The sequence below is a fragment of the Ruegeria lacuscaerulensis genome (assembly GCF_013031245.1).
GTDB classification, from domain to species: Bacteria; Pseudomonadota; Alphaproteobacteria; order Rhodobacterales; family Rhodobacteraceae; genus Ruegeria; species Ruegeria lacuscaerulensis_C.
On the sequence record NZ_WPZL01000003.1, the window covers coordinates 50,626 to 70,369 of the forward strand.

Annotated in this window: 16 protein-coding genes; 9 read left to right on the forward strand and 7 right to left on the reverse strand. The window is 57.1% G+C overall.

Annotated features, from left to right (window positions below; all coding sequences use genetic code 11):
- Positions 1-64 precede the first annotated feature (64 nt).
- Both GOX66_RS04940 and aroB read left to right on the forward strand, forming a co-directional pair.
- Positions 65-652 carry a shikimate kinase gene (locus tag GOX66_RS04940; RefSeq protein ID WP_170760195.1) on the forward strand — a complete coding sequence of 196 codons (588 nt, stop codon included), beginning with the start codon at positions 65-67 and terminating at the stop codon, positions 650-652.
- Entirely contained in the window at positions 653-1,765 is a 1,113-nt protein-coding gene (aroB, locus tag GOX66_RS04945; protein ID WP_170760196.1) for a 3-dehydroquinate synthase, read from the forward strand. It begins immediately after the preceding gene.
- Here aroB and GOX66_RS04950 read toward each other — a convergent pair whose 3' ends face one another.
- Together GOX66_RS04950 and ssb are read right to left on the reverse strand one after the other, a co-directional pair.
- Positions 1,766-2,836 (reverse strand): site-2 protease family protein, encoded by a 1,071-nt coding sequence (locus tag GOX66_RS04950; RefSeq protein WP_170760197.1) that lies wholly within the window; start codon positions 2,834-2,836, stop codon positions 1,766-1,768.
- An 18-nt stretch (positions 2,837-2,854) separates the two neighbouring features.
- Entirely contained in the window at positions 2,855-3,343 is a 489-nt protein-coding gene (gene ssb, locus GOX66_RS04955) for a single-stranded DNA-binding protein (RefSeq protein ID WP_170760198.1), read from the reverse strand.
- A gap of 207 nt (positions 3,344-3,550) precedes the next feature.
- Here ssb and GOX66_RS04960 point away from each other — a divergent pair, with 207 nt between their 5' ends.
- The 3 genes from GOX66_RS04960 to GOX66_RS04970 all read left to right on the forward strand — a co-directional run bounded on the left by GOX66_RS04960 (position 3,551) and on the right by GOX66_RS04970 (position 6,304).
- Complete coding sequence (locus tag GOX66_RS04960; RefSeq protein ID WP_170760200.1) at positions 3,551-4,129, forward strand: lytic transglycosylase domain-containing protein; 579 nt, start codon at positions 3,551-3,553, stop codon at positions 4,127-4,129.
- A gap of 97 nt (positions 4,130-4,226) precedes the next feature.
- The gene (locus GOX66_RS04965; protein ID WP_336509283.1) at positions 4,227-5,189 is read left to right on the forward strand and encodes a LuxR C-terminal-related transcriptional regulator; all 963 of its coding nucleotides are present in this window, start codon (positions 4,227-4,229) and stop codon (positions 5,187-5,189) included.
- A gap of 128 nt (positions 5,190-5,317) precedes the next feature.
- Positions 5,318-6,304, forward strand: coding sequence for an MBL fold metallo-hydrolase (locus GOX66_RS04970; protein ID WP_170760206.1), 987 nt, complete (start codon positions 5,318-5,320; stop codon positions 6,302-6,304).
- A 115-nt stretch (positions 6,305-6,419) separates the two neighbouring features.
- Here the strand turns inward: GOX66_RS04970 and GOX66_RS04975 are convergent, their stop codons facing one another.
- The 5 genes from GOX66_RS04975 to miaA form a co-directional block, all read right to left on the reverse strand.
- Positions 6,420-8,507 (reverse strand): dipeptide ABC transporter ATP-binding protein, encoded by a 2,088-nt coding sequence (locus GOX66_RS04975; protein ID WP_170760208.1) that lies wholly within the window; start codon positions 8,505-8,507, stop codon positions 6,420-6,422.
- 92 nt (positions 8,508-8,599) lie between these two features.
- On the reverse strand, positions 8,600-10,063 hold the full coding sequence (locus tag GOX66_RS04980) for an ABC transporter permease (protein WP_170760210.1): 1,464 nt from the start codon (positions 10,061-10,063) through the stop codon (positions 8,600-8,602).
- A 12-nt stretch (positions 10,064-10,075) separates the two neighbouring features.
- Positions 10,076-11,122, reverse strand: a complete 1,047-nt coding sequence (locus tag GOX66_RS04985) for an ABC transporter permease (RefSeq protein WP_170760212.1) — start codon at positions 11,120-11,122, stop codon at positions 10,076-10,078.
- Positions 11,123-11,232: 110 nt separating this feature from the next.
- A complete protein-coding gene (locus GOX66_RS04990; protein ID WP_170760214.1) occupies positions 11,233-12,894 on the reverse strand; it encodes an ABC transporter substrate-binding protein in 1,662 nt (553 codons plus the stop codon).
- A 346-nt stretch (positions 12,895-13,240) separates the two neighbouring features.
- Complete coding sequence (gene miaA / locus GOX66_RS04995; protein ID WP_170760216.1) at positions 13,241-14,134, reverse strand: tRNA (adenosine(37)-N6)-dimethylallyltransferase MiaA; 894 nt, start codon at positions 14,132-14,134, stop codon at positions 13,241-13,243.
- A 97-nt stretch (positions 14,135-14,231) separates the two neighbouring features.
- On the opposite strand from miaA, the gene pyrH reads away from it, so the two are divergent.
- The 4 genes from pyrH (at position 14,232) to GOX66_RS05015 (ending at position 19,741) form a co-directional block, all read left to right on the forward strand.
- The gene (gene pyrH / locus GOX66_RS05000; protein ID WP_170760217.1) at positions 14,232-14,984 is read left to right on the forward strand and encodes a UMP kinase; all 753 of its coding nucleotides are present in this window, start codon (positions 14,232-14,234) and stop codon (positions 14,982-14,984) included.
- Positions 14,985-15,198: 214 nt separating this feature from the next.
- Positions 15,199-16,785: a BCCT family transporter gene (locus GOX66_RS05005; RefSeq protein ID WP_237212511.1), complete on the forward strand. Its 1,587-nt coding sequence runs from the start codon at positions 15,199-15,201 to the stop codon at positions 16,783-16,785.
- A 256-nt stretch (positions 16,786-17,041) separates the two neighbouring features.
- The gene (locus tag GOX66_RS05010) at positions 17,042-18,268 is read left to right on the forward strand and encodes an aminotransferase class V-fold PLP-dependent enzyme (protein ID WP_170760221.1); all 1,227 of its coding nucleotides are present in this window, start codon (positions 17,042-17,044) and stop codon (positions 18,266-18,268) included.
- Positions 18,269-18,316: 48 nt separating this feature from the next.
- The gene (locus GOX66_RS05015; protein ID WP_170760223.1) at positions 18,317-19,741 is read left to right on the forward strand and encodes a cryptochrome/photolyase family protein; all 1,425 of its coding nucleotides are present in this window, start codon (positions 18,317-18,319) and stop codon (positions 19,739-19,741) included.
- Positions 19,742-19,744 lie beyond the last annotated feature (3 nt).

Genomic DNA, 19,744 nt, shown 5'->3' on the forward strand with positions numbered 1-19,744 from the left:
CAATTTTCTCTTTTGCCATAGTTATAGCTAGCATTTTTCCTAAGATCACGTCATTCACGGTGAAATGAGCGAAATTAAGCATAACACCCACAACTCCGAACCTGTTGCAGGGTTTGCACTGCACAAAACGGTGGTTCTTGTAGGGATGATGGGCGCAGGCAAGACTGCTGTGGGCCGGGCTTTGGCCGCGCGACTGGGTGTTCCCTTCCTCGACAGCGATGCCGAGATCGAATCGGCGGCCAATATGACCATCCCCGAGATATTTGAACGCGACGGTGAGCCGTTTTTCCGCACTAAGGAAAGCCAGGTTATCGGGCGCCTGCTGGACGAGGAGAAAGGCATCCTGTCGACCGGAGGTGGTGCTTTTTTGGCTCAATCGAACCGCCAAATGATTACGGAACGCGGGGTGTCCGTCTGGCTGCGGGCTGACCTGAATGTCCTGTGGAACAGGGTCAAACATAAGGACACGCGCCCTTTGCTTCGCACCGCCGACCCGTATGCGACTTTGCGTTCCTTGTATGAAGCGCGTGTACCGGTCTATGCGGAGGCTGATCTTGTGGCCGAATCCGACGGCGAGACTTCGATCGAGAATATGGTGGACCGGGTGTTGAATGCCCTAGCGACACGCCCCGATGTTTTGGAACGAAAATAGATGCACCAAACCGTACATGTAGACCTTGGCGAACGCTCCTATGATGTGGAAATCGGGCCCGACCTGCTGGCGCAGTCCGGCACACGGATCGCGCCATTGCTGCACCGTCCCAAAGTTGCCGTGCTAACGGACGAGAATGTGGCCGACCTGCATCTGGATGCATTGCGTGACGGATTGGCTGAGGCGGGGATCGAGATGTCTTCGTTGGCCTTGCCAGCAGGGGAGGCAACCAAAAGCTGGCCGCATTTCGAACGCGCGGTCGAGTGGCTCTTGTCCGAAAAGATCGAACGCCGGGATGTCGTGGTGGCTTTCGGTGGCGGCGTCATCGGCGATCTGGCGGGCTTTGCCGCTGCTGTCCTGCGGCGCGGGGTGCGGTTCGTGCAAATTCCGACGTCTCTGCTGGCGCAGGTGGACAGTTCCGTCGGAGGCAAGACCGGGATCAATGCACCGCAGGGCAAGAACCTGATCGGGGCGTTTCATCAGCCGTCTCTGGTGCTGGCAGATACTGCGGTGCTGGGCACGATGACTCAGCGGGATTTCCTGTCGGGCTATGGTGAGGTCGTGAAATACGGCCTGCTGGGCGATGCTGAGTTCTTTGAATGGCTGGAAGGGAATGGCCCGAACGTCTCCGGCGGAGAAATGGCTGCGCGGGTGCGTGCCGTGACCCGCTCAGTCCAGATGAAAGCCGATATCGTCGCGCGCGACGAGACCGAGCAAGGCGACCGCGCGCTGCTGAACCTGGGCCATACCTTCTGTCATGCGCTCGAAGCGGCGACCGGGTATTCCGACCGGCTGCTGCATGGTGAAGGCGTGGCTATAGGTTGCGCATTGGCGTTTGAACTGTCCTCGCGCCTGGGGTTGTGCTCGCAAGAAGACCCAAGCCGTGTGCGGGCACATCTGCGCGCGATGGGGATGAAGACCGATCTGGCAGATATTCCCGGCGACCTGCCGAGCGCGGAGGCACTCGTGGACCTGATGGCACAGGACAAGAAGGTCATCGATGGCCAGCTGCGATTTATTCTGGCACGGGGTATAGGGCAGGTCTTTGTGACTTCTGACGTCCCCCGAGATGTTGTGATTTCGGTGCTTGAGGATGCTCTGGCGACGGTTTGATCACCGCCCGCGGATGACCATCAACTCACCGATGTTTTCGCGGGTGATATAGCCCACCATATGCCCGGCGTGCGTACAAACCGCTATGGCCGGAGCTCCCTTGTGCAGCCCCTCCAAAACCATCTCCAATCCACTGGTCAGTTGCACCTTTGGTATGTCCGTTTCCATGATGGATGTGGCTGGTTCCGACCGTGGGCTGTCGCCAGCCAGAGCAGCAAACAAACGGCCTCGGGTTACGAATCCCAAGAGGTCTCCGTCTGGCGCCAATACTGGGAATTCATGCTGCGTGGTATGAATGACGGCCTGGGCCGCTGTCGCCAATGTGTCAGTTGGGGACAGGGCCTGATACTCGGTGATCATTGCGTCCCGTGCCAGAACCCGCCGCGCGACCGAGCGCATGGCCACGTCCTGGCTTTCCGAGCTGGCTGCGACGAAAACAAAGACGGCGATCAGGACCAGTATTGGATTACCGCTGCTCAGCCCCCAGAAACCAAACGCCACAGCAACGGCCTGGCCGCTCATCGCAGCGATTCTGGTGGCTTTAACCCGGTCCATTTTCAGGCAAAGAAGGGCGCGGAAAACGCGACCGCCATCCATTGGAAAGGCAGGAATCATGTTGAAAACGGCCAATAACAGATTCACATAAGCCAGACGGCTCAACAAGCTGGGCCCGGTCGTGTCGATCTGCGCCATCGTCTCCAGCGGCATACCGGCCCCGAGCGCAACCAGAACGATCCAGATCACAATGTTGACGGCGGGCCCGGCAAGGGCCACCCACACCTCCTGCATTGGCTTTTCCGGCATTCGTTCCAGCCGGGCCAACCCGCCGATGGGCAGCAGAGTGATATCAGGAGTTTTGATCCCGTAGCGCCTTGCCATCAGCGCGTGGCCGAATTCATGCGCGACGACACAGGCAAACAGGGCCAGTACGAAAATCAGGTTCTCGATTGCTGCCGGTAGCCCGCCGCTGGAATAGGCGGCAAAACCGACCCAGGCCAATAACAGGAAGAAGGTGACATGGACCCTCAGTTCCGACCCAAGTACCCGGCCGAGTGAGAAGGACCATGTCATGATAGATCTCCGTTTGGGTTAGAACGGAATCTCGTCGTCGTCGATTCCGCCTGATGCCGGGGCAGGGGCGCTGGACGATCCGCCGTAGGGGTCGCCATAGCCGCCACCGGCCTGACCGCCGCCATATCCGCCAGACTGACTGCCGCCGCCTTCGCCGCGAGCGTCCAGCATCACGAGTGTCGAGCCGAAGCCTTGAAGAACAACCTCAGTCGAATACCGATCCTGCCCGGACTGGTCTTGCCATTTGCGGGTCTGCAGTTGCCCTTCGAGATAGACCTTCGAGCCTTTGCGCAGGTACTGCTCCGCCACGCGGACAAGCCCTTCGTTGAAAATCGCAACGCTATGCCACTCCGTGCGCTCTCGGCGTTCACCGGTGTTGCGGTCTTTCCAGGTCTCGGATGTAGCGATGCGCAGGTTGCATACTTTGCCACCGTTCTGGAAAGTCCTTACCTCAGGATCGCGGCCAAGATTTCCGACCAGAATGACCTTGTTGACTGAACCCGCCATATATTTCCCCGTTCTTGACTGACTAGAGTGCGCCCGAATCTGACGCTGTGTATCTGTGCGACCCTATACGGCCTGCGTCGTGGTTAAAACACAGTTGATGGATGCAACAGTGGGCAAGAAATTTCCTGGTTTCAGTTTACCAAGCTTTCATTGCTTGCTGAAATATTTATACTTATTCGGGTTCCTGAACGAGCGAGATTGGCATTAATGCGTTTTCTGGTTGGTGGTTTTTCTGTTTTGTGCCTTGCGCTGGTCTCGGTTCCGGTGACGGCTGACACATTGTCCACGAAAAGCCGCAGAGATATTTTTCTCAAACAATCCAAAGTGCTGGATACGCGTGCAGCGACGCAATACCGGGATTCGGAGCGGTTAAAGCCAAAAACTGCCCAGCCCAGCTTCAGCAAACGCTATACCGGCAAGTACCGCGGCGAATACATGGCACTTGCCCGCCAGGCGGCCCGCAAACACAGTGTTCCGGAGGAGTTGTTCCTGCGCCTGGTGCAACAGGAAAGTGGCTGGAATCCCCATGCAAAATCCCACAAAGGTGCTTTGGGTTTGGCGCAGTTGATGCCGGGCACGGCACAGTTGCTGGGTGTGAACCCGCATGATCCGAAACAGAACCTGGAAGGCGGCGCCCGATACCTGTCGTGGCAGTATCGTAAGTTCAAATCCTGGCGTCTGGCTCTGGCCGCATATAATGCAGGCCCGGAAGCTGTTGAAAAGCACGGTGGCGTTCCGCCGTACAAGGAAACCCAGAACTACGTGAAAGTGATCTGGGGCGGCTAAAAAAGCCATGCTGCGGCGCAGAGCGCTCATATCTTGATCGCAGACAGTTCAGCGCCTTAACCTGACCGTATAGCGATCAGGATAGGGAAGCGTGTTGGTGGCAATTGATCATCCGCAGATACCCAAGGAAACTATGGCCAATTGGCAGCAACTCGTCGACCTGGTTGCCCAACTTGCAGATGTTCCCGCCAGCCTGATTATGAAAACAGATGTACCGGACCACTCGGTGCTGATTACTTCGGACCACCCCGACAACCCTTATCCGGTGGGAATGAATTTTCGTCTGCACCCCAAACTCTATTGTCAGGGTGTATTGCAACGCGACGGTGAGCTGGTGGTTGAAGACGCGGCGTGTGAACCGGCGTGGTCTGACAACGACGACATGGAACATGGCATGTCGTTTTACATCGGCTTGCCGCTTAAATGGCCCGACGGTTCCGTCTTTGGAACGATTTGTGTCCTCGACCGGAAACGCAACCGTCGGGCGTTGATCTTCCGCGAAGGGTTGGCTCAGTTCGCGCGCATGGTCGAGTCGGATTTGGCTTTGTTGCAAGAGGTTTACCTGCGCCGTGCGCTTGAGGAAAAACTGAACGAAACACTTGCGCAGTTGGAAACCCGGGTGCAGGAACGGACACGCGAGCTGCAGGAAACCAACACCGCACTACGTGTTCTGTTATCCAGCTTCGAGGATGATCGAAAAAGCCGCGACCACCAGATCGTCGAACGTGTTCGCAGTATGGTTTTGCCCTATCTCGACAAACTTCGGTGCCAACTTGATGAGGATAAGGCTCAGCACGCCTATCTGGATCTGGCGGAACAGAACCTGCGAGAAATTACGTCATTGATGTCGGACAGACTTTCTGACGCGTTTGCGGTCATGACTCCGACCGAGATTGAAATTGCACAACTGGTTATGTCAGGAAAGACGACAAAAGACATCGCCCGAGCCCTGTCACGTGAGACCTCAACGATTGACTTTCATCGCAACAATATCCGGCGAAAGCTTGGTCTGGAGGGGCGGGACCAGAACCTTCGGAGCCATCTCCTCACGATTTCGTGAACATCGAATATGGGGATTACCCCCATATTTCCCCCGGAAGATTCCGATCTGAACCAATTTGAAGGACATCGCTATCCTCTCAAGGGTGGCGCGGAAAATTCCGTGCTGTCCAACAGAGAGGAAAAAAAATGGATCGAAAAGATCTGAAACCGACGATCCTGAAGGGCGATCGGGATGATTTGGCGCCGGGGTTATCACGCCGGTCATTTTTCATGGCGGCGGGCGCTGCTGGTGTTGGTGCCGGGGCCTCCCTGATAGGTGCAAATCCGGCGCAAGCGCAGTCACAGGCATGGTTGCAACCTGGCAACAACAACCACGTGATTGAATTGCAGGGCACGACTGGACAATCAAGCACAGGGGCGGTCGGCATTGATTACTATGGTCATTGCGCGATCAAGATCACCTCACCCAGCGGTGCGGCGGTTCTGTTCGATCCTTGGCGGGACGACCCATCCGGGGCGTGGGGGCTGTGGTTCAGAAACGAATTTCCCCAAATCCCGGTCGATATTACGATGTCGACGCATGCTCATTTCGACCACGATGCGATTGAGCGGCCCAACTCGACCATGGTTCTGGATCGGATGGCCGGAGAATTTGTCTTTGCCGATCTCAAGATCACTGGTTTCGCCGACAAACACGCCTGCGTTGCTCCGGGATGGTACGATTGGACGAACGCTCTGGCTGAATCCGGAGTCGAAGCCTGCCCGCCCAACAATGTCGGGCATATGGATATGGTCGTCTATCTTGTCGAGACCGGAGGCATTCGCACCCTGATCTGGGGCGACAACCGTCACAACCCACCTCAGGAGTTCTGGGATGCCGTTGGGCAAGTGGATGTCCTGACACTGCCGGTGGATGGATCGCAACATATCCTAAGCTATGATCAGGGAAATGACATTGTGGCCAGGCTGAAACCCAAGATCGTTATCCCGACGCATTATCTGAACGAAGTAACGTCTTATACGCTTACAACGCTGCAATCGGCGGATGAATGGGTGAAAGCGCAGCCAAGTTACAAGATGCTCGACGGCGGCAGTCTAAAGCTTGAGGCAGGCGAAGTCGCAGGCATGAATCTGGAGTTCATGCATTTTGGAAACAACGTCCTGACCAGTTGAGTTTGGCCAATCCGGTATTGTCACTCGCGGAACCACCAATCATCGAACCCTTACGCAGTCAGGTTGGTGCAAAAAAGGCCGGTTTGTAACCGGCCTTTTTCCGAAGTCATTTCAGTTACTCTGCTGCGATTTTAATCACCGGTTCCATCCGGGCCAGTATGTCATCGGCAAGGTGACATTTGATCTGATGCCCATCGGTCAGGGTTTTGACCGGTGGCACGTCGCTTTCACATCGCCCGTCCGGCACGTCGGACTTCCAGCGGCAGCGCGTCTGGAACGGACACCCAGGCGGTGGGTTCATCGCTGACGGGATATCGCCCTCGAGAACGATGTGCTGCTTTTCGATCGACGTATCCGCGATGGGCACGGCGCTCAGCAGGGCTTCGGTATAAGGGTGGTAGGGCGGCGAGAACACCTGATCCGTTGAGCCCAGTTCGACCACGTGACCCAGATACATGACCATCACCCGGTCACTGAGGTAACGCACGATGGACAGGTCGTGGCTGATGAACAGCAAGGTCGTCTTGTGTTCGCGCTGAATCTCCATCAGCAGATCGGTAACTGCCGCCTGCACCGACACGTCCAGCGCCGAGACCGGTTCATCCGCGACAACGATGCGCGCATCACCAGCAAAGGCGCGGGCGATGCCGACGCGCTGTTTCTGGCCACCTGACAATTGACGAGGCATTCGATCGGCAAAGGCGCGGGGCAGTTTCACCAGATCCAGCAATTCCAGCATGCGTTTCTTGCGCTCGGCTTCGGAGTTGCCAACGCCAAAGATTTCCAGTGCCCGGATGATCTGACGGCCAACGGTCATCGACGGGTTCAGCGTGTCGAACGGGTTCTGGAACACCATCTGAACTTCGCCCACCGTTTTGGCGTCGCGTTCTTCGATCGGTACGGCCTCGATATTGCGGTTGTCCAGCAGGATCTGACCGTCCGTGGCGGTTTCCAACCCCATCAGCACCTTGGCAAAAGTGGACTTGCCGCACCCGGATTCACCTACAATGGCAAGCGTTTCGGATTCGTGGGCCTCGAAACTCAGGGTTTCGTTGGCCTTCACAACCTTCTTCGAGCCTCCGCCGAACAAGGCATTCGCGGCAACCTCATAGTATTTCTTAAGGTTGTCCATCTTCAGAACGACGCGGCCAATCTCGCCCTTGTCCTTCTGATCCGCTAGCGTGATCGGGGCGTTCCAGTCGATTTCCTTGAATTTCAGACACCGCGTGTGGTGACGGTCATTGCCCGGCACGGCCTCCATCAAAATGTCTTGCGCATCGCAGCGGCCTTCTTCGAAATAGTCGCAACGCGGGCCGAAGTTGCATCCGGGAGGGCGCTCATGCGGGAGAGGGAAGTTGCCCGGAATGGCCACCAGAGGGCGGGAATTCTTATCTGCACCCGGCAACGGAATCGATCGGAACAGCGCCTGTGTATAAGGATGCTGCATTTCGTCGAAGACATCGTGAATCGAGCCGCGTTCCACCGCCTCACCGGAATACATGACACACAACCGGTCGCAAGTTTCCAGGACCAGACCAAGGTTGTGAGAAATGAACAGCATGGATGTGCCGTATTTCTTGCCAAGGTCCTTGACCAGTTCAACCACTGCGGCCTCAACGGTCACGTCCAGAGCGGTGGTGGGTTCGTCCAGAATTAGCAACGACGGTTTCGACATCAGCGCCATGGCGATAACGATCCGCTGTTGCTGGCCACCGGATAGCTGGTGCGGGAACGAATTCAGCATCCGCTCGGGGTCCGGCAGGCGAACGTCGGTCACCACTTCCAACGCCCGGGAATATGCCTCGTCAGAGCTTACACCCTCGTGGATCATCGGGACTTCCATCAGCTGTTTGCCGATCTTCATTGCCGGGTTCAGTGAGGCCATCGGCTCCTGATAGATCATCGCGACTTCGTTGCCTCGAATGTCGCGCAACTCTTCCTTCGACATTTCAGACAGGTCACGGCCTTTGAACTTGATCGTACCGCCCACAATCCGACCGTTCTTGCCAAGATCCTGCATGACTCCAAGGGCAACGGTGGACTTGCCGCAACCGGATTCGCCGACCAGACCAACGGCCTCACCAGGCTGAACGCTGACCGAAAAGTCCATCACGGCCGGAATTTCCCGCAAGCGGGTGAAGAATGAAATCGACAGCTTGTCGATCTCCAGGATAGGGCCGTCATATTCCGCCAGTTTGCTCATCTGTGTCTCTCCTCGCCAGACTGTGGGGATCCCCTTCATCTGGCCAAAAATACCTCGGGGGTCCGGGGGCAGTGCCCCCGGCCTCGATCACATCAGTCCTTCAGACTTTCTTCGCGCAGTCCGTCAGCCAGCAAGTTCAGACCAAGAACCAGAGACAACAGCGCCAACGCAGGAGGCAGGGCAGGGTGCAGGTAGATCGAGAGAAGTCTCCGCCCCTCGTTGATCGTCGAGCCCCAGTCCGGGCTTTCCGGCGGAAGTCCCAGCCCGAAGAAACCCAAGGTTCCCAGAAGGATGGTGGTATAGCCAATGCGCAGGCAGAAATCGACGATCAGCGGACCGCGCGCATTGGGAAGAATCTCCCACAGCATGATGTACCAGGGCCCTTCGCCCCGGGTCTGTGCCGCAGCCACATAGTCGCGCGTCTTGATGTCCAGCGCGAGGCCGCGAACGATGCGAAACACGGTGGGTGAGTTCACGAAGACCACCGAAACGAACACGACCAGGATGCCACCGGGGATATTGAACAGGTCAAGATAGGTGGGCAGCCCCCAGATGCTGTAGGTTTCCGTGTTGACGATGTACCCACCGGTTGAGATTAGCGACAGGTAGAGCCAGATAGCGATGCCCAACACTCCGATCAGCAGAGGTGTGCGGAAATTGGGTCGCGTGTAGTAACGCGAGTTCAGCAGAACCCCAATAAAGAGGATCGGGAAAATGAACAGAACAGCTGCCATATAATTCGGCACCCCGGTTGCAACGATCTCTGGCGTCACCAGCAGGTAGAACAGCAGGATCACGGGGAAGGCGAGGATCAGGTTGGCAAGGAATGACAGGAACGTATCCAGACGACCGCCATAGTATCCGGCGGGCAGGCCCAGAGTGATCCCGACCATAAAGGCAAACATGGTCGCCAATGGCGCGATCTGCACCACGATCCAGGCCCCTTTGACCATTCGGCTGAAGACGTCGCGGGCCAGGTTGTCGCCACCCAGAAGGTACCAGGCGTATTCACCCTCTTCCGGGCTGGGCAGAGGGGTACCAGGCACCTTGTTTTTCATGCCAGACACCTGCGTCAGCGGGTCGTGTGTCACGATCAGGTCCAGAGCGCCAAAGACGCCGGTGAACACCCAGAACATCACAAGGCCAAAACCGATCATGCCGATGGGGCTGTCGAACAGTTTGCCATACAGGCCAAGGCGTCGCTTGAATGCAACAGACATGGCGAACAGGATGACGAGCGACAACCAGACGGGCAGGAACTGTTGAGAGATCGCGCCAATTATCCCTGCGCCTGTACCCATGAGGATACCAAGTACGATATAGGCCACTGAAAGGGCCACACAGGCAAAAAAGCTGTATCGCAAGATCGTTTGAACCAGCCCGAACAAGCCCGATCCGGAACTGACGGTGCCGTCCACATTTACGTTTATCGGCGCTTCGGGCAGCAGGATGCTACCAAGTATCCAGACGACGATCGATATCGCCAATGCGGCCAACGCGAGCATTAACAAAGGGTTCAGAAAGGCGATAGAGCCGGTCCAGCTAAGAGGTTCCATGATCTATCTCCCTTACGAAATGCGTATACGCGGGTTGAGGTAGACATAGCCGATATCCGAGATCAGCTGGGTCACCAGCACCACAAAGACCGACACGACCGAAATCGCCAGCAACAGCTGAATGTCGTTGTTGCCTGCCGCCTGAACCAGCGCCCAGCCGAACCCCTTGTAGTTGAACAGGGTCTCGACGATCACCACGCCGTTCAGCAGCCACGGGAACTGCAGCATGATGACGGTGAACGGTGCGATCAGCGCGTTGCGCAATGCGTGTTTCATTACGATATTTCCGAACGATACCCCTTTCAGCCGTGCCGTACGGATGTATTGCGCGGTCATCACTTCGGTCATCGACGCGCGGGTCATGCGGGCGATATATCCCATACCGTAAAGCGCGATGGTGAGAACCGGCAGAAAGAAGTTCTCAAAAGTCGGGTTCTCCATCGCCTGCGTCGCCGTGCCCTTGAACCATTTCAGTCCGACGGCCGAAGAGGTGAATACAGCGATGAAGATCACACCCGATACATATTCCGGTGTTGCCGTTGTCACGATGGAAAAGGTGGACAAGGTCCGGTCCAGAACCGACGCCTCGCGCATGCCTGCAAGAATTCCGACTATCAGGGCCAGCGGAACCATCAGCAGCATCACCCACAACATCAGACGCCCGGTCAATGCCAGTTTCTCTGAGACGACTTTGCCGGCACTTACCTTGAAGACACTTGATTGTCCCCAGTCTCCCTGAAGAAGTCCGCACCGCTGGGGGGCTTCTTCGGCGGGGATGTTGTCACGAATACAGCGACCCGTGACCCGACCTTCGTCGCTGGTATAGGTCCAGCCCTTTGAAACACCGAGCCATTCGCCATAGCGCTTCAGCAGGGGTTGAGTATAACCGCGTTTTTCCAGCCAACTGGCGACCTCTGCATCGGTCATCCGGGCGTTGCCCTCGAACTTGGCAACTTTTTCCAGGTTCGGTTGTAGATTGGTCAGGAAAAAGACAATGAAGGTCAGGACGAGCGCTGTAAGCAGCATCGTTCCTAATCGCCTCAGGAAAAACACACCCATCTCAGATTCCCCTTTTCATGTTGCTCCGCAGCGGGGTGCCGCGATTTGCTGCATTGTGAAAATCAATGACCGGGCCGCCCGGATCGGGGCGGCCCGGTCTCTGAGGTGGGTTATTCGGCAAATCCGATATACTGGTATTTGATCTCGAACTGAGCGTGCATTTCAGCATTCACGAGACCAGGACGTGAATGATTGTAGATCGAACGCCAGTAAGGCTGAATGATCACACCCTCTTCCTGCATGATCTCTTCGAGCCGTTTCATCAGAACACGACGCTTGTCTGCATCGGCGATGGCGCTGGCGTCGGTGAGGGTCTTGTCGAACTCTTCGTTGTTAAAGCCAGTCTCGTTCCAGGGCACACCGGATTTATAGGCGAGGGTCAGCACCTGAACGCCAAGAGGACGCTGGTTCCAGGTCGTCGATGAGAACGGGTATTTGTCCCAGTCGTTCCAGAACGTCGAACCGGGCAGAACCTTGCGGTTCACCTTGAACCCGGCATCCCGCAACTGCGCCGCAACCGCGTCGGTGGTGTCTTTCTCGAAACCGTCATCCAGCGAGATGAGCTCATGTTCGTAGTTCTCCATCCCGGCCTCTTTCATCAGCGCCATGGCGCCTGCCGGGTCCACCACCAGCGGTGGCAGTTCGGCATATTCGGGATGAATCGGGCTGACGTGATGGTTTTCGGCAGGCTTGCCGCGACCGGCATAGCCCAGTTCCAGCACGATGGCGTTGTCCACCGCCATTGCAAGCGCGCGACGCACGCGGGGATCTTCATAAGGCTTCTTGCCGTCGACCTCGGCAGACTGGTTGGGTCGGGTGACGATGGTTGCAGCTGTGGCTGCCTCGGAACGTACCATGCCCAGCCCGTCGAGAATGTCGATGAACTCGCCGATAGATTCGTAGGTCATATCGACCTCTTCGGCCTCGACGGCGGCCATCACCGTGGCAGGATCAGTGCCGTAGTCGATGAACTCGACCCGGTCGACATAAGCGCCGTTGCCTTCGTTCCACCATGTGTGGTCGGGGTTGCGAACGATCACGGCTTTTTCGCCAACCGAGTAGCTTTCCGGCATATAGGGCCCGGTTCCGATCGGGTTGTCCACGGGGTTGCCACCGTTCAGCGACGGGTGTGTGACTGCCGCCGGGTAGTCGGCAATGCCAGCCAGAATGGTGATATCCGGTGCCGGCAAGTTCAGGACAACCGTATGTTCGTCTGCGGCGACAATTCCGCCCTCAATGGCTTTCTTTGTGTCGGGGTCGACGAGCGGGCCCATCCGGGTGGCCATCGAGTTTCCTTCGACTGTGCCGTCACACCAAAGGTTAAAGTTGTGTACGACGTCGTCGGCGGTAAACGGATCGCCGTTGTTCCACTTTACGCCTTGGCGCAGGTGGATTGTGATTGTTTTGGCGTCATCGCTGGTTTCCCAGCTTTCGGCCAGAACCGGAGTAAAGCTGCCGTCGTTGTTGTAATGGATCAGGTATTCAAGCCAGCCGCGGGTGATATTGCCATGTTCGGACCATTCATACAGTCGCGGTTCACGCAGGCCGTGAACTTCCATCTGAATGCGCAATGTCCCGCCCTGGCTAACCGGGGTCGCAGCGCGCGCAGGCGCGGCCAGACCGATCATGGAATAGGCTGCTGGTACAGCGACACCCAGCGCGGTCGCGCGGGCCAAAAACTCGCGACGGCTGAGTTTTCCGTCCCGATATTCCTGAGCATGCATTTCCGCTGCCCAGTGAATCGATGCTCCTGTCGTGGTTCGATTTTCCATTAACGTCTCTCCCTGTGACATTGTTTTTTTTGAAGAAGTTCTGAACCACTCAGACCTTTTGGCGCTGGTTGGTGGTTTCACGGTTTTTCTCTTCTTGGATCATAAACATCCCCATGCCGCCATTCGGCACCAGAATTAGGATGAGGTCAATGTTCGAAATCGTCATTCATGGCACAAAAACGACATCGGCGTACGGAGTTTTCCGATCAATACCCAATCGAACATTATCGATTTTAACGACGACAGGGATTAAGGGCAGGGGATTCGTTTGACGACACAAGCCCGGTTTGGCCATTTTTCTTGCAGATCAAAACACCGAGCGTTCGCGGAGTAGCCGCGTTAGGTATCATTTTGAGAAATCTACTCGAATCCAGTTTTTCATCCGCGCACGAAACCAGGTGCGCTGGCGCTTGGCGAACTGACGGGTAGCGATGGTTGCGCGTTCCCGGGCGGTATCCAATGTCAACCTGCCGTCCAGGTAATCCGTCAGTTCCGGTACGCCGATGGCTTTGAACGCAGGCAGCGACGGATCGTAGAGGGCGCGCATCGCCTCAACTTCTTGCAAGGCGCCGGCGTCCAGCATCTGATCGAAGCGCCGGGTAATGCGGTCCAGAAGCCATTGTTTATCCACGTCAAATACAATCGGCAGAGTATCCTTCAGGTCCAGAGCCGGAGGAGGTGTCTTGGATTGCCAGTCGCTCAGGCTACGCCCCGTTGCCCGCTGAACCTCCCATGCGCGTTGAACGCGGGCGCGGTTGTTGATGTCGATCCGGCCAAGCGTCAGGTTATCCACGCCGTCGATCAGGGTTTGTAACGACAATTGATCAGCCTCAGCCCGTATTTCGGGCGGCGTGGCAGGAATTTCGGCCATCCCCTCGGTCAGGGCCGAAAAGTACAGCCCGGTGCCACCGACAATGATCGGGCGCGCACCGCCGGTTAGCAGAGGCTTTACTTCGCGCAGCCAGTGGCCAGTGGAATAATCCTGATCATAGGCGATATGGCCATACAACAAATGCGGCGCGCGGGCTTCCTCCTCGACCGACGGACGGGCCGAGATCACGCGCCAGCAGTCATAGACCTGGCTGGCATCCGCATTGACGATGACGCCGCCGAATTCTTCCGCGATCTGCAAAGCAAGCGCTGATTTTCCCGACGCAGTTGGACCTGCGATCAACACAGGTTTGTCCGTGGGGATGGGGGGCAGACGGTCCCAAATCCGCTGTGTTTCACTATCGGTCATCCAAGCGTGCCCCATTCCTCACCATCCGCATTGAACCTGCGGAGGTTTTGCTTCATTTTGCGCCGGAAAATAAACCCGTGCCAGTCCGGAGCGCAACATGAGCCTTTCCCCTACAACCGATGCCGTAGAAACCCCCAAGACAACGTACAACCGCGTAATGCTGAAGATTTCCGGCGAAGCGCTCATGGGGGATCAGGGGTTCGGCCTGCACCCGCCAACCGTTCAGCGCATCGCGCAAGAGGTCAAGTCAGTGCACGATCTGGGCGTTGAGATCTGCATGGTGATCGGCGGCGGCAATATCTTCCGGGGCCTTAGCGGCTCAGCGCAGGGGATGGAGCGGACAACCGCGGACTATATGGGCATGCTGGCGACGGTCATGAATGCGTTGGGGATGCAATCCGCGCTGGAAGAGGTTGGCGTGTTCACCCGTGTCATCTCGGCTATCCGCATGGATGAAGTTTGCGAGCCCTACATCCGCCGCCGCGCCGTACGCCACCTTGAAAAAAAGCGGGTCTGCATCTTTGCTGCAGGAACCGGCAACCCGTACTTCACCACGGATACCGCTGCGACCCTGCGCGCCAACGAGATGGCCTGCGAAGCGATCTTCATGGGCAAGAACGGCGTAGATGGCGTGTATGATAAAGACCCCAAGGAATATGCAGACGCAGTGCGCTATGACACGGTCACTTATGATGATGTGCTGGCCAAACGACTGCGCGTCATGGATGCTTCGGCCATCGCATTGGCCCGCGACAACAACCTGCCGCTGATCGTCTTCGGGCTGGACGAACCGGGCGGCTTCCGGGGCATTCTGGCTGGTGAGGGGACCTACACCAAAGTTCAGGGCTAATACTCAAAGTGGCAATACACGAACAGGTCGGGCCGATTCCCCGACCTGTTTTGCATTTTGGGTGCGCTAAATTGATGCATTCAAACTGCATTTTATTAACATGTCGTATTTCGAAAATAGTGTCGTTTTCGACAAATAAGTGGTCTTCTCGGTCAGGGCCTTGCGCAGCTCAATGTTGGATGTCCTGAGCACCGATAAAGGGAAGGAAGAGACAATGTCCGACAATACGGAAACCGACTATGAAGTCGGTCAGGACAACGTCCAGATCATGGGTCTGGATGTCCATAATCCGGTCTTTGCCGTTTCGGGGCTTACCATCATCGCATTTGTGTTTTTCTCGCTCGTGTTCCGCGAGCAGGCGAGCGAATTCTTTGGGTGGCTTCGTCCGGCTCTGACAAGCAATTTTGACTGGGTCTTCATGATCGCAGCCAACATCTTTGTGGTGTTCTCGTTGCTGCTGATCGTAACGCCGTATGGCTCGATCCGTCTGGGTGGCGACGACGCCAAACCGGATTACAGCTATGCCGGTTGGTTCTCGATGCTGTTTGCCGCAGGCATGGGCATCGGTCTTGTGTTCTGGGGTGTGGCCGAGCCGATTTCGCACTATGGGGCGTCGCTTGGTGGCGTTGCCGCAGGTGAAGACGGTATTCGCACCGACTGGGCCCCCTTGGGCGCTGGTCTGGAAGACACTGAAGCATCGAAGAAATTGGCAATGGCGGCCACCATTTTCCACTGGGGCATGCACCCTTGGGCTGTTTATGCAGTCGTGGCCCTGGCACTCGCGTTTTTCAGCTTTAACCGCGGCCTGCCTCTGACCATGCGGTCCGTGTTCTATCCGTTGTTTGGCGAGGCGACATGGGGTCCGCTGGGCCACATCATCGACGTATTGGCCGTTTTTGCCACAATCTTTGGTCTTGCGACGTCGCTGGGTCTGGGCGCAACCCAGGCGCTGGCGGGCCTGAACTACCTGTTCGATGTTCCGATCACCGACGGCATGAAAGTGCTGCTGATCGGACTGATCACGGCATTCGCTCTGATCTCGGTCGTTGCTGGTCTGGACAAAGGGGTGAAGCGTCTGTCTGAGGCGAACATGATTCTGGCCGCAGCACTGCTGTTGCTGGTGCTGATCGTCGGCCCGACGGTGGCGATTCTGACCGGCTTCTTCGACAGCCTGATCCAATACGTTATCGCGTTGCCCAAACTGTCGAATTGGGTTGGTCGAGAGGACACCAACTTTTTGCAGGGCTGGACCACCTTCTACTGGGCCTGGTGGATCTCCTGGTCGCCTTTCGTCGGCATGTTTATCGCCCGCATCTCGCGCGGCAGGACGGTCCGTGAATTCGTAACCTGCGTAATCCTGATCCCTACGGTCGTCGGTGCGCTGTGGATGAGCGTCTTCGGCGGCGCAGCGCTGGATCAGGTCTTGTCCGGATCGGGGCAGGCCCTGTCGGACGCGGCGCTGGAACTGAAGATGTTCAAGATGTTCGAAGCCTTCCCGATGACTGGTCTGTTGTCCTTTGTCGGAATCATCCTGGTCGTGGTGTTCTTCGTAACCAGCTCGGACTCTGGCTCGCTGGTAATTGATACGATCACGGCTGGCGGCAAAACCGATGCCCCAACTGCGCAGCGTGTGTTCTGGTGCATTCTGGAAGGCGCAATTGCCATCGTTCTGCTGCTGGGCGGCGGCCTCGGTGCACTGCAGGCGGCGGCCATTGCAACAGGCTTCCCGTTTGCGATCGTTCTGGTGCTTATGTGCGTGTCGATCTTTATTGGTCTGGCGAACGAAAAGCGTCGTCGCTGATACAAAGAGAACCCTTAAAAGCCCCGGTCGCATGCCGGGGCTTTTTTGATTCAAGGCCTGTTGACCAGTGTCGCTCCGGCTGCCTAATTTCCGTCGTCCTTTGGTTGCGCATATCTGCCCCGAAGGGCTGCCGCTGCTTCCCGTACATGACGGAGGCTGCGGTTGGGCTGGTAGACCTGCCGTGATTTCCGATATGTCCGAAATCATGCGCGGGCATCTTTTCGGAACAGGTAGCTTGAATAAGGAGCGACGTGCCATGAGCACTCTTGATATTGATTTTGTCCGGGCGCAGTTCCCGGCCTTTTCCGAGCCCAGCCTGCAGGGTCAGGCATTTTTCGAAAACGCAGGCGGATCATATACTTGCAAGCCGGTGCTTGATCGGCTGACGCGCTACTACACTCAGCGCAAGGTTCAGCCATATGGCCCTTATGACGCAAGCCGGTTGGCTGGCGAAGAAATGGACGAAGCCCGCACCCGCATGGCCGCGATTTTGGGGGTGGACACCGATGAGTTGAGCTTTGGGCCATCGACGACGCAAAACACCTACGTTTTGGCACAGGCATTTCGCCAGTGGATGCAGCCGGGTGAAGCCATTGTTGTTACCAATCAGGATCATGAGGCTAACTCTGGTCCATGGCGACGTCTGGCCGAGGACGGGATCGAATTACGTGAATGGCAGATCGACCCGGAGACCGGATCCCTGAACCCACAGGATCTGGAGAATTTGCTGGACGAAAAAGTACGTCTGGTGTGCTTTCCGCATTGCTCCAACGTGATCGGAGAGATCAACCCGGTCATGGAAATCACCGCAATTGCGCACGCTGCCGGGGCATTCGTTTGTGTTGATGGCGTATCCTATGCGCCGCATGGATTTCCGAATGTTGGCGATCTGGGGGCGGATATCTACCTGTTTTCCGCCTATAAAACATACGGTCCGCATCAAGGGTGCGTGGTGATCCGGCGCGCGTTGGGTTCGATGCTGCCGAACCAGGCGCACTATTTCAACGGCGACGTCCTGTATAAACGGTTTACACCCGCTGGTCCGGATCATGCGCAGATCGCGGCCAGCGCGGGAATGGCTGACTATGTCGATCTGCTGTGCGACCACCACAACGGACCTGAAACCCGTGCAACCGAACGTGGGGCGTTTGTGCATGATCTGATGCGTGGTCGAGAGGTGACGCTGCTGCAACCAGTTCTGGATGCGGTCAAAGATCGCAACGCTGTGCGCCTGATTGGCACGTCGGATGCCGCTCGCCGCGCGCCGACCGTCGCGCTTGGACTGAACCGGAACGCCGAAGCCGTGGCAGCCGAGCTTACAGCCCACGGGATAATGGCAGGCGGTGGCGATTTTTATGCCGTTCGCCCTCTTCAGGCGATGGGGGTGGATCCGGAGCTAGGGGTGCTGCGGATCAGCTTCACGCACTACACCACTCAACAGGAAATTGATCAGCTCTTGAATGCATTAGACACCGTTTTGTGATCCGGTTTCCGCCTTGCTTCGTAGTGCGAAGAAATGGACAGGGTGGAAATGGATACCGAGCGATCACCGATCATCTTGTGGTTCCGGCGGGATCTACGCCTGTCGGACCATCCGGCCTTGTGTGCGGCCGTTAGAACGGGTCGACCGGTCATTCCGCTATACATTCTGGACGACCTCACACACGCACTCGGGGCCGCGCCTAGGTGGCGGCTTGGGCTGGGTCTGGAAGCGTTGGCTAAAACGCTCGGGCGAGCCGGTAGCCGGTTGGTCCTCCGACGCGGAAATGCGCAGGCAGTCCTTCGGGACCTGATCGCGGTAACCGGGGCAACCGCCGTCTATTGGTCCCGAGCCTACGATCCCGACACAATTGCACGTGATGCCGATGTTAAGACAGCGCTGAAAAACCAGGGCGTCCAAGCCAGGTCCTTTGCCGGTCATCTGTTGTTTGAGCCTTGGGCAGTAGCAACGAAAGCAGGTCAGCCTTTCCGTGTATTTACTCCGATGTGGCGGGCCGTGCAGGGCCGTGAAGTCGCCGCGCCCGAGGTCGCGCCATCTGAAATTTCTGCACCCCTGCATTGGCCGATAACAGAAGACCTTGGGTCGTGGAAACTGGGCGCAGCAATGAACCGTGGCGCTGCGGTTATTGCCCATTTTGTGAGACCCGGGGAACAGGCTGCGTTTGACGCTCTGCACGAATTTCTGGATCGTATTTCAGACTATTCCGGTTTTCGGGACCGCCTCGACCTGAACGGCACATCGAACCTTTCAGAATACCTGTCTCTGGGCGAGATCAGTCCGCGCAACGTCTGGCATGCGATCCAGCGCGCAGCGATGAACGGTGTGTCCGGGACCGAGGCCTTCCTGCGCCAACTGGTCTGGCGCGAGTTCGCCCATCACCTGATGTATCACACGCCACGGCTTTTGAGTGGGAACTGGAGGTCGGATTGGGATGCGTTTCCATGGAAAAAAGATGCGGACCGGCCCGAAGTTGTCGCCTGGAAGCAGGCGAGAACAGGTATACCGGCGGTCGATGCCGGGTTGCGCCAGATGTATGTAACCGGGCGCATGCACAATCGTGCCCGCATGATCGTGGCCAGCTATCTGACCAAACATTTGATGACACATTGGAAAATCGGTATGGATTGGTTCGCCGACTGTCTGATCGACTGGGATCCGGCTGCAAATGCGATGGGGTGGCAATGGGTGGCTGGGTCAGGCCCTGACGCCGCACCGTTCTTTCGCATTTTCAATCCGCAGACGCAGCAGAAAAAGTTTGACCCGAATGCCGCCTATTTGAACCAGTGGATTGCTGAGGGGCAGCAGGATCCTCCGGCCACGGCCATGGCCTATTTTGATGCGGTTCCACAATCCTGGGCGCTCAGTCCCGATGATCCGTACCCGACACCCGTGGTTGATCTGACGGCTGGCCGGGCGCGAGCATTGGCGGCATATGACAGCCAAAAAAGGCGGTAAGGA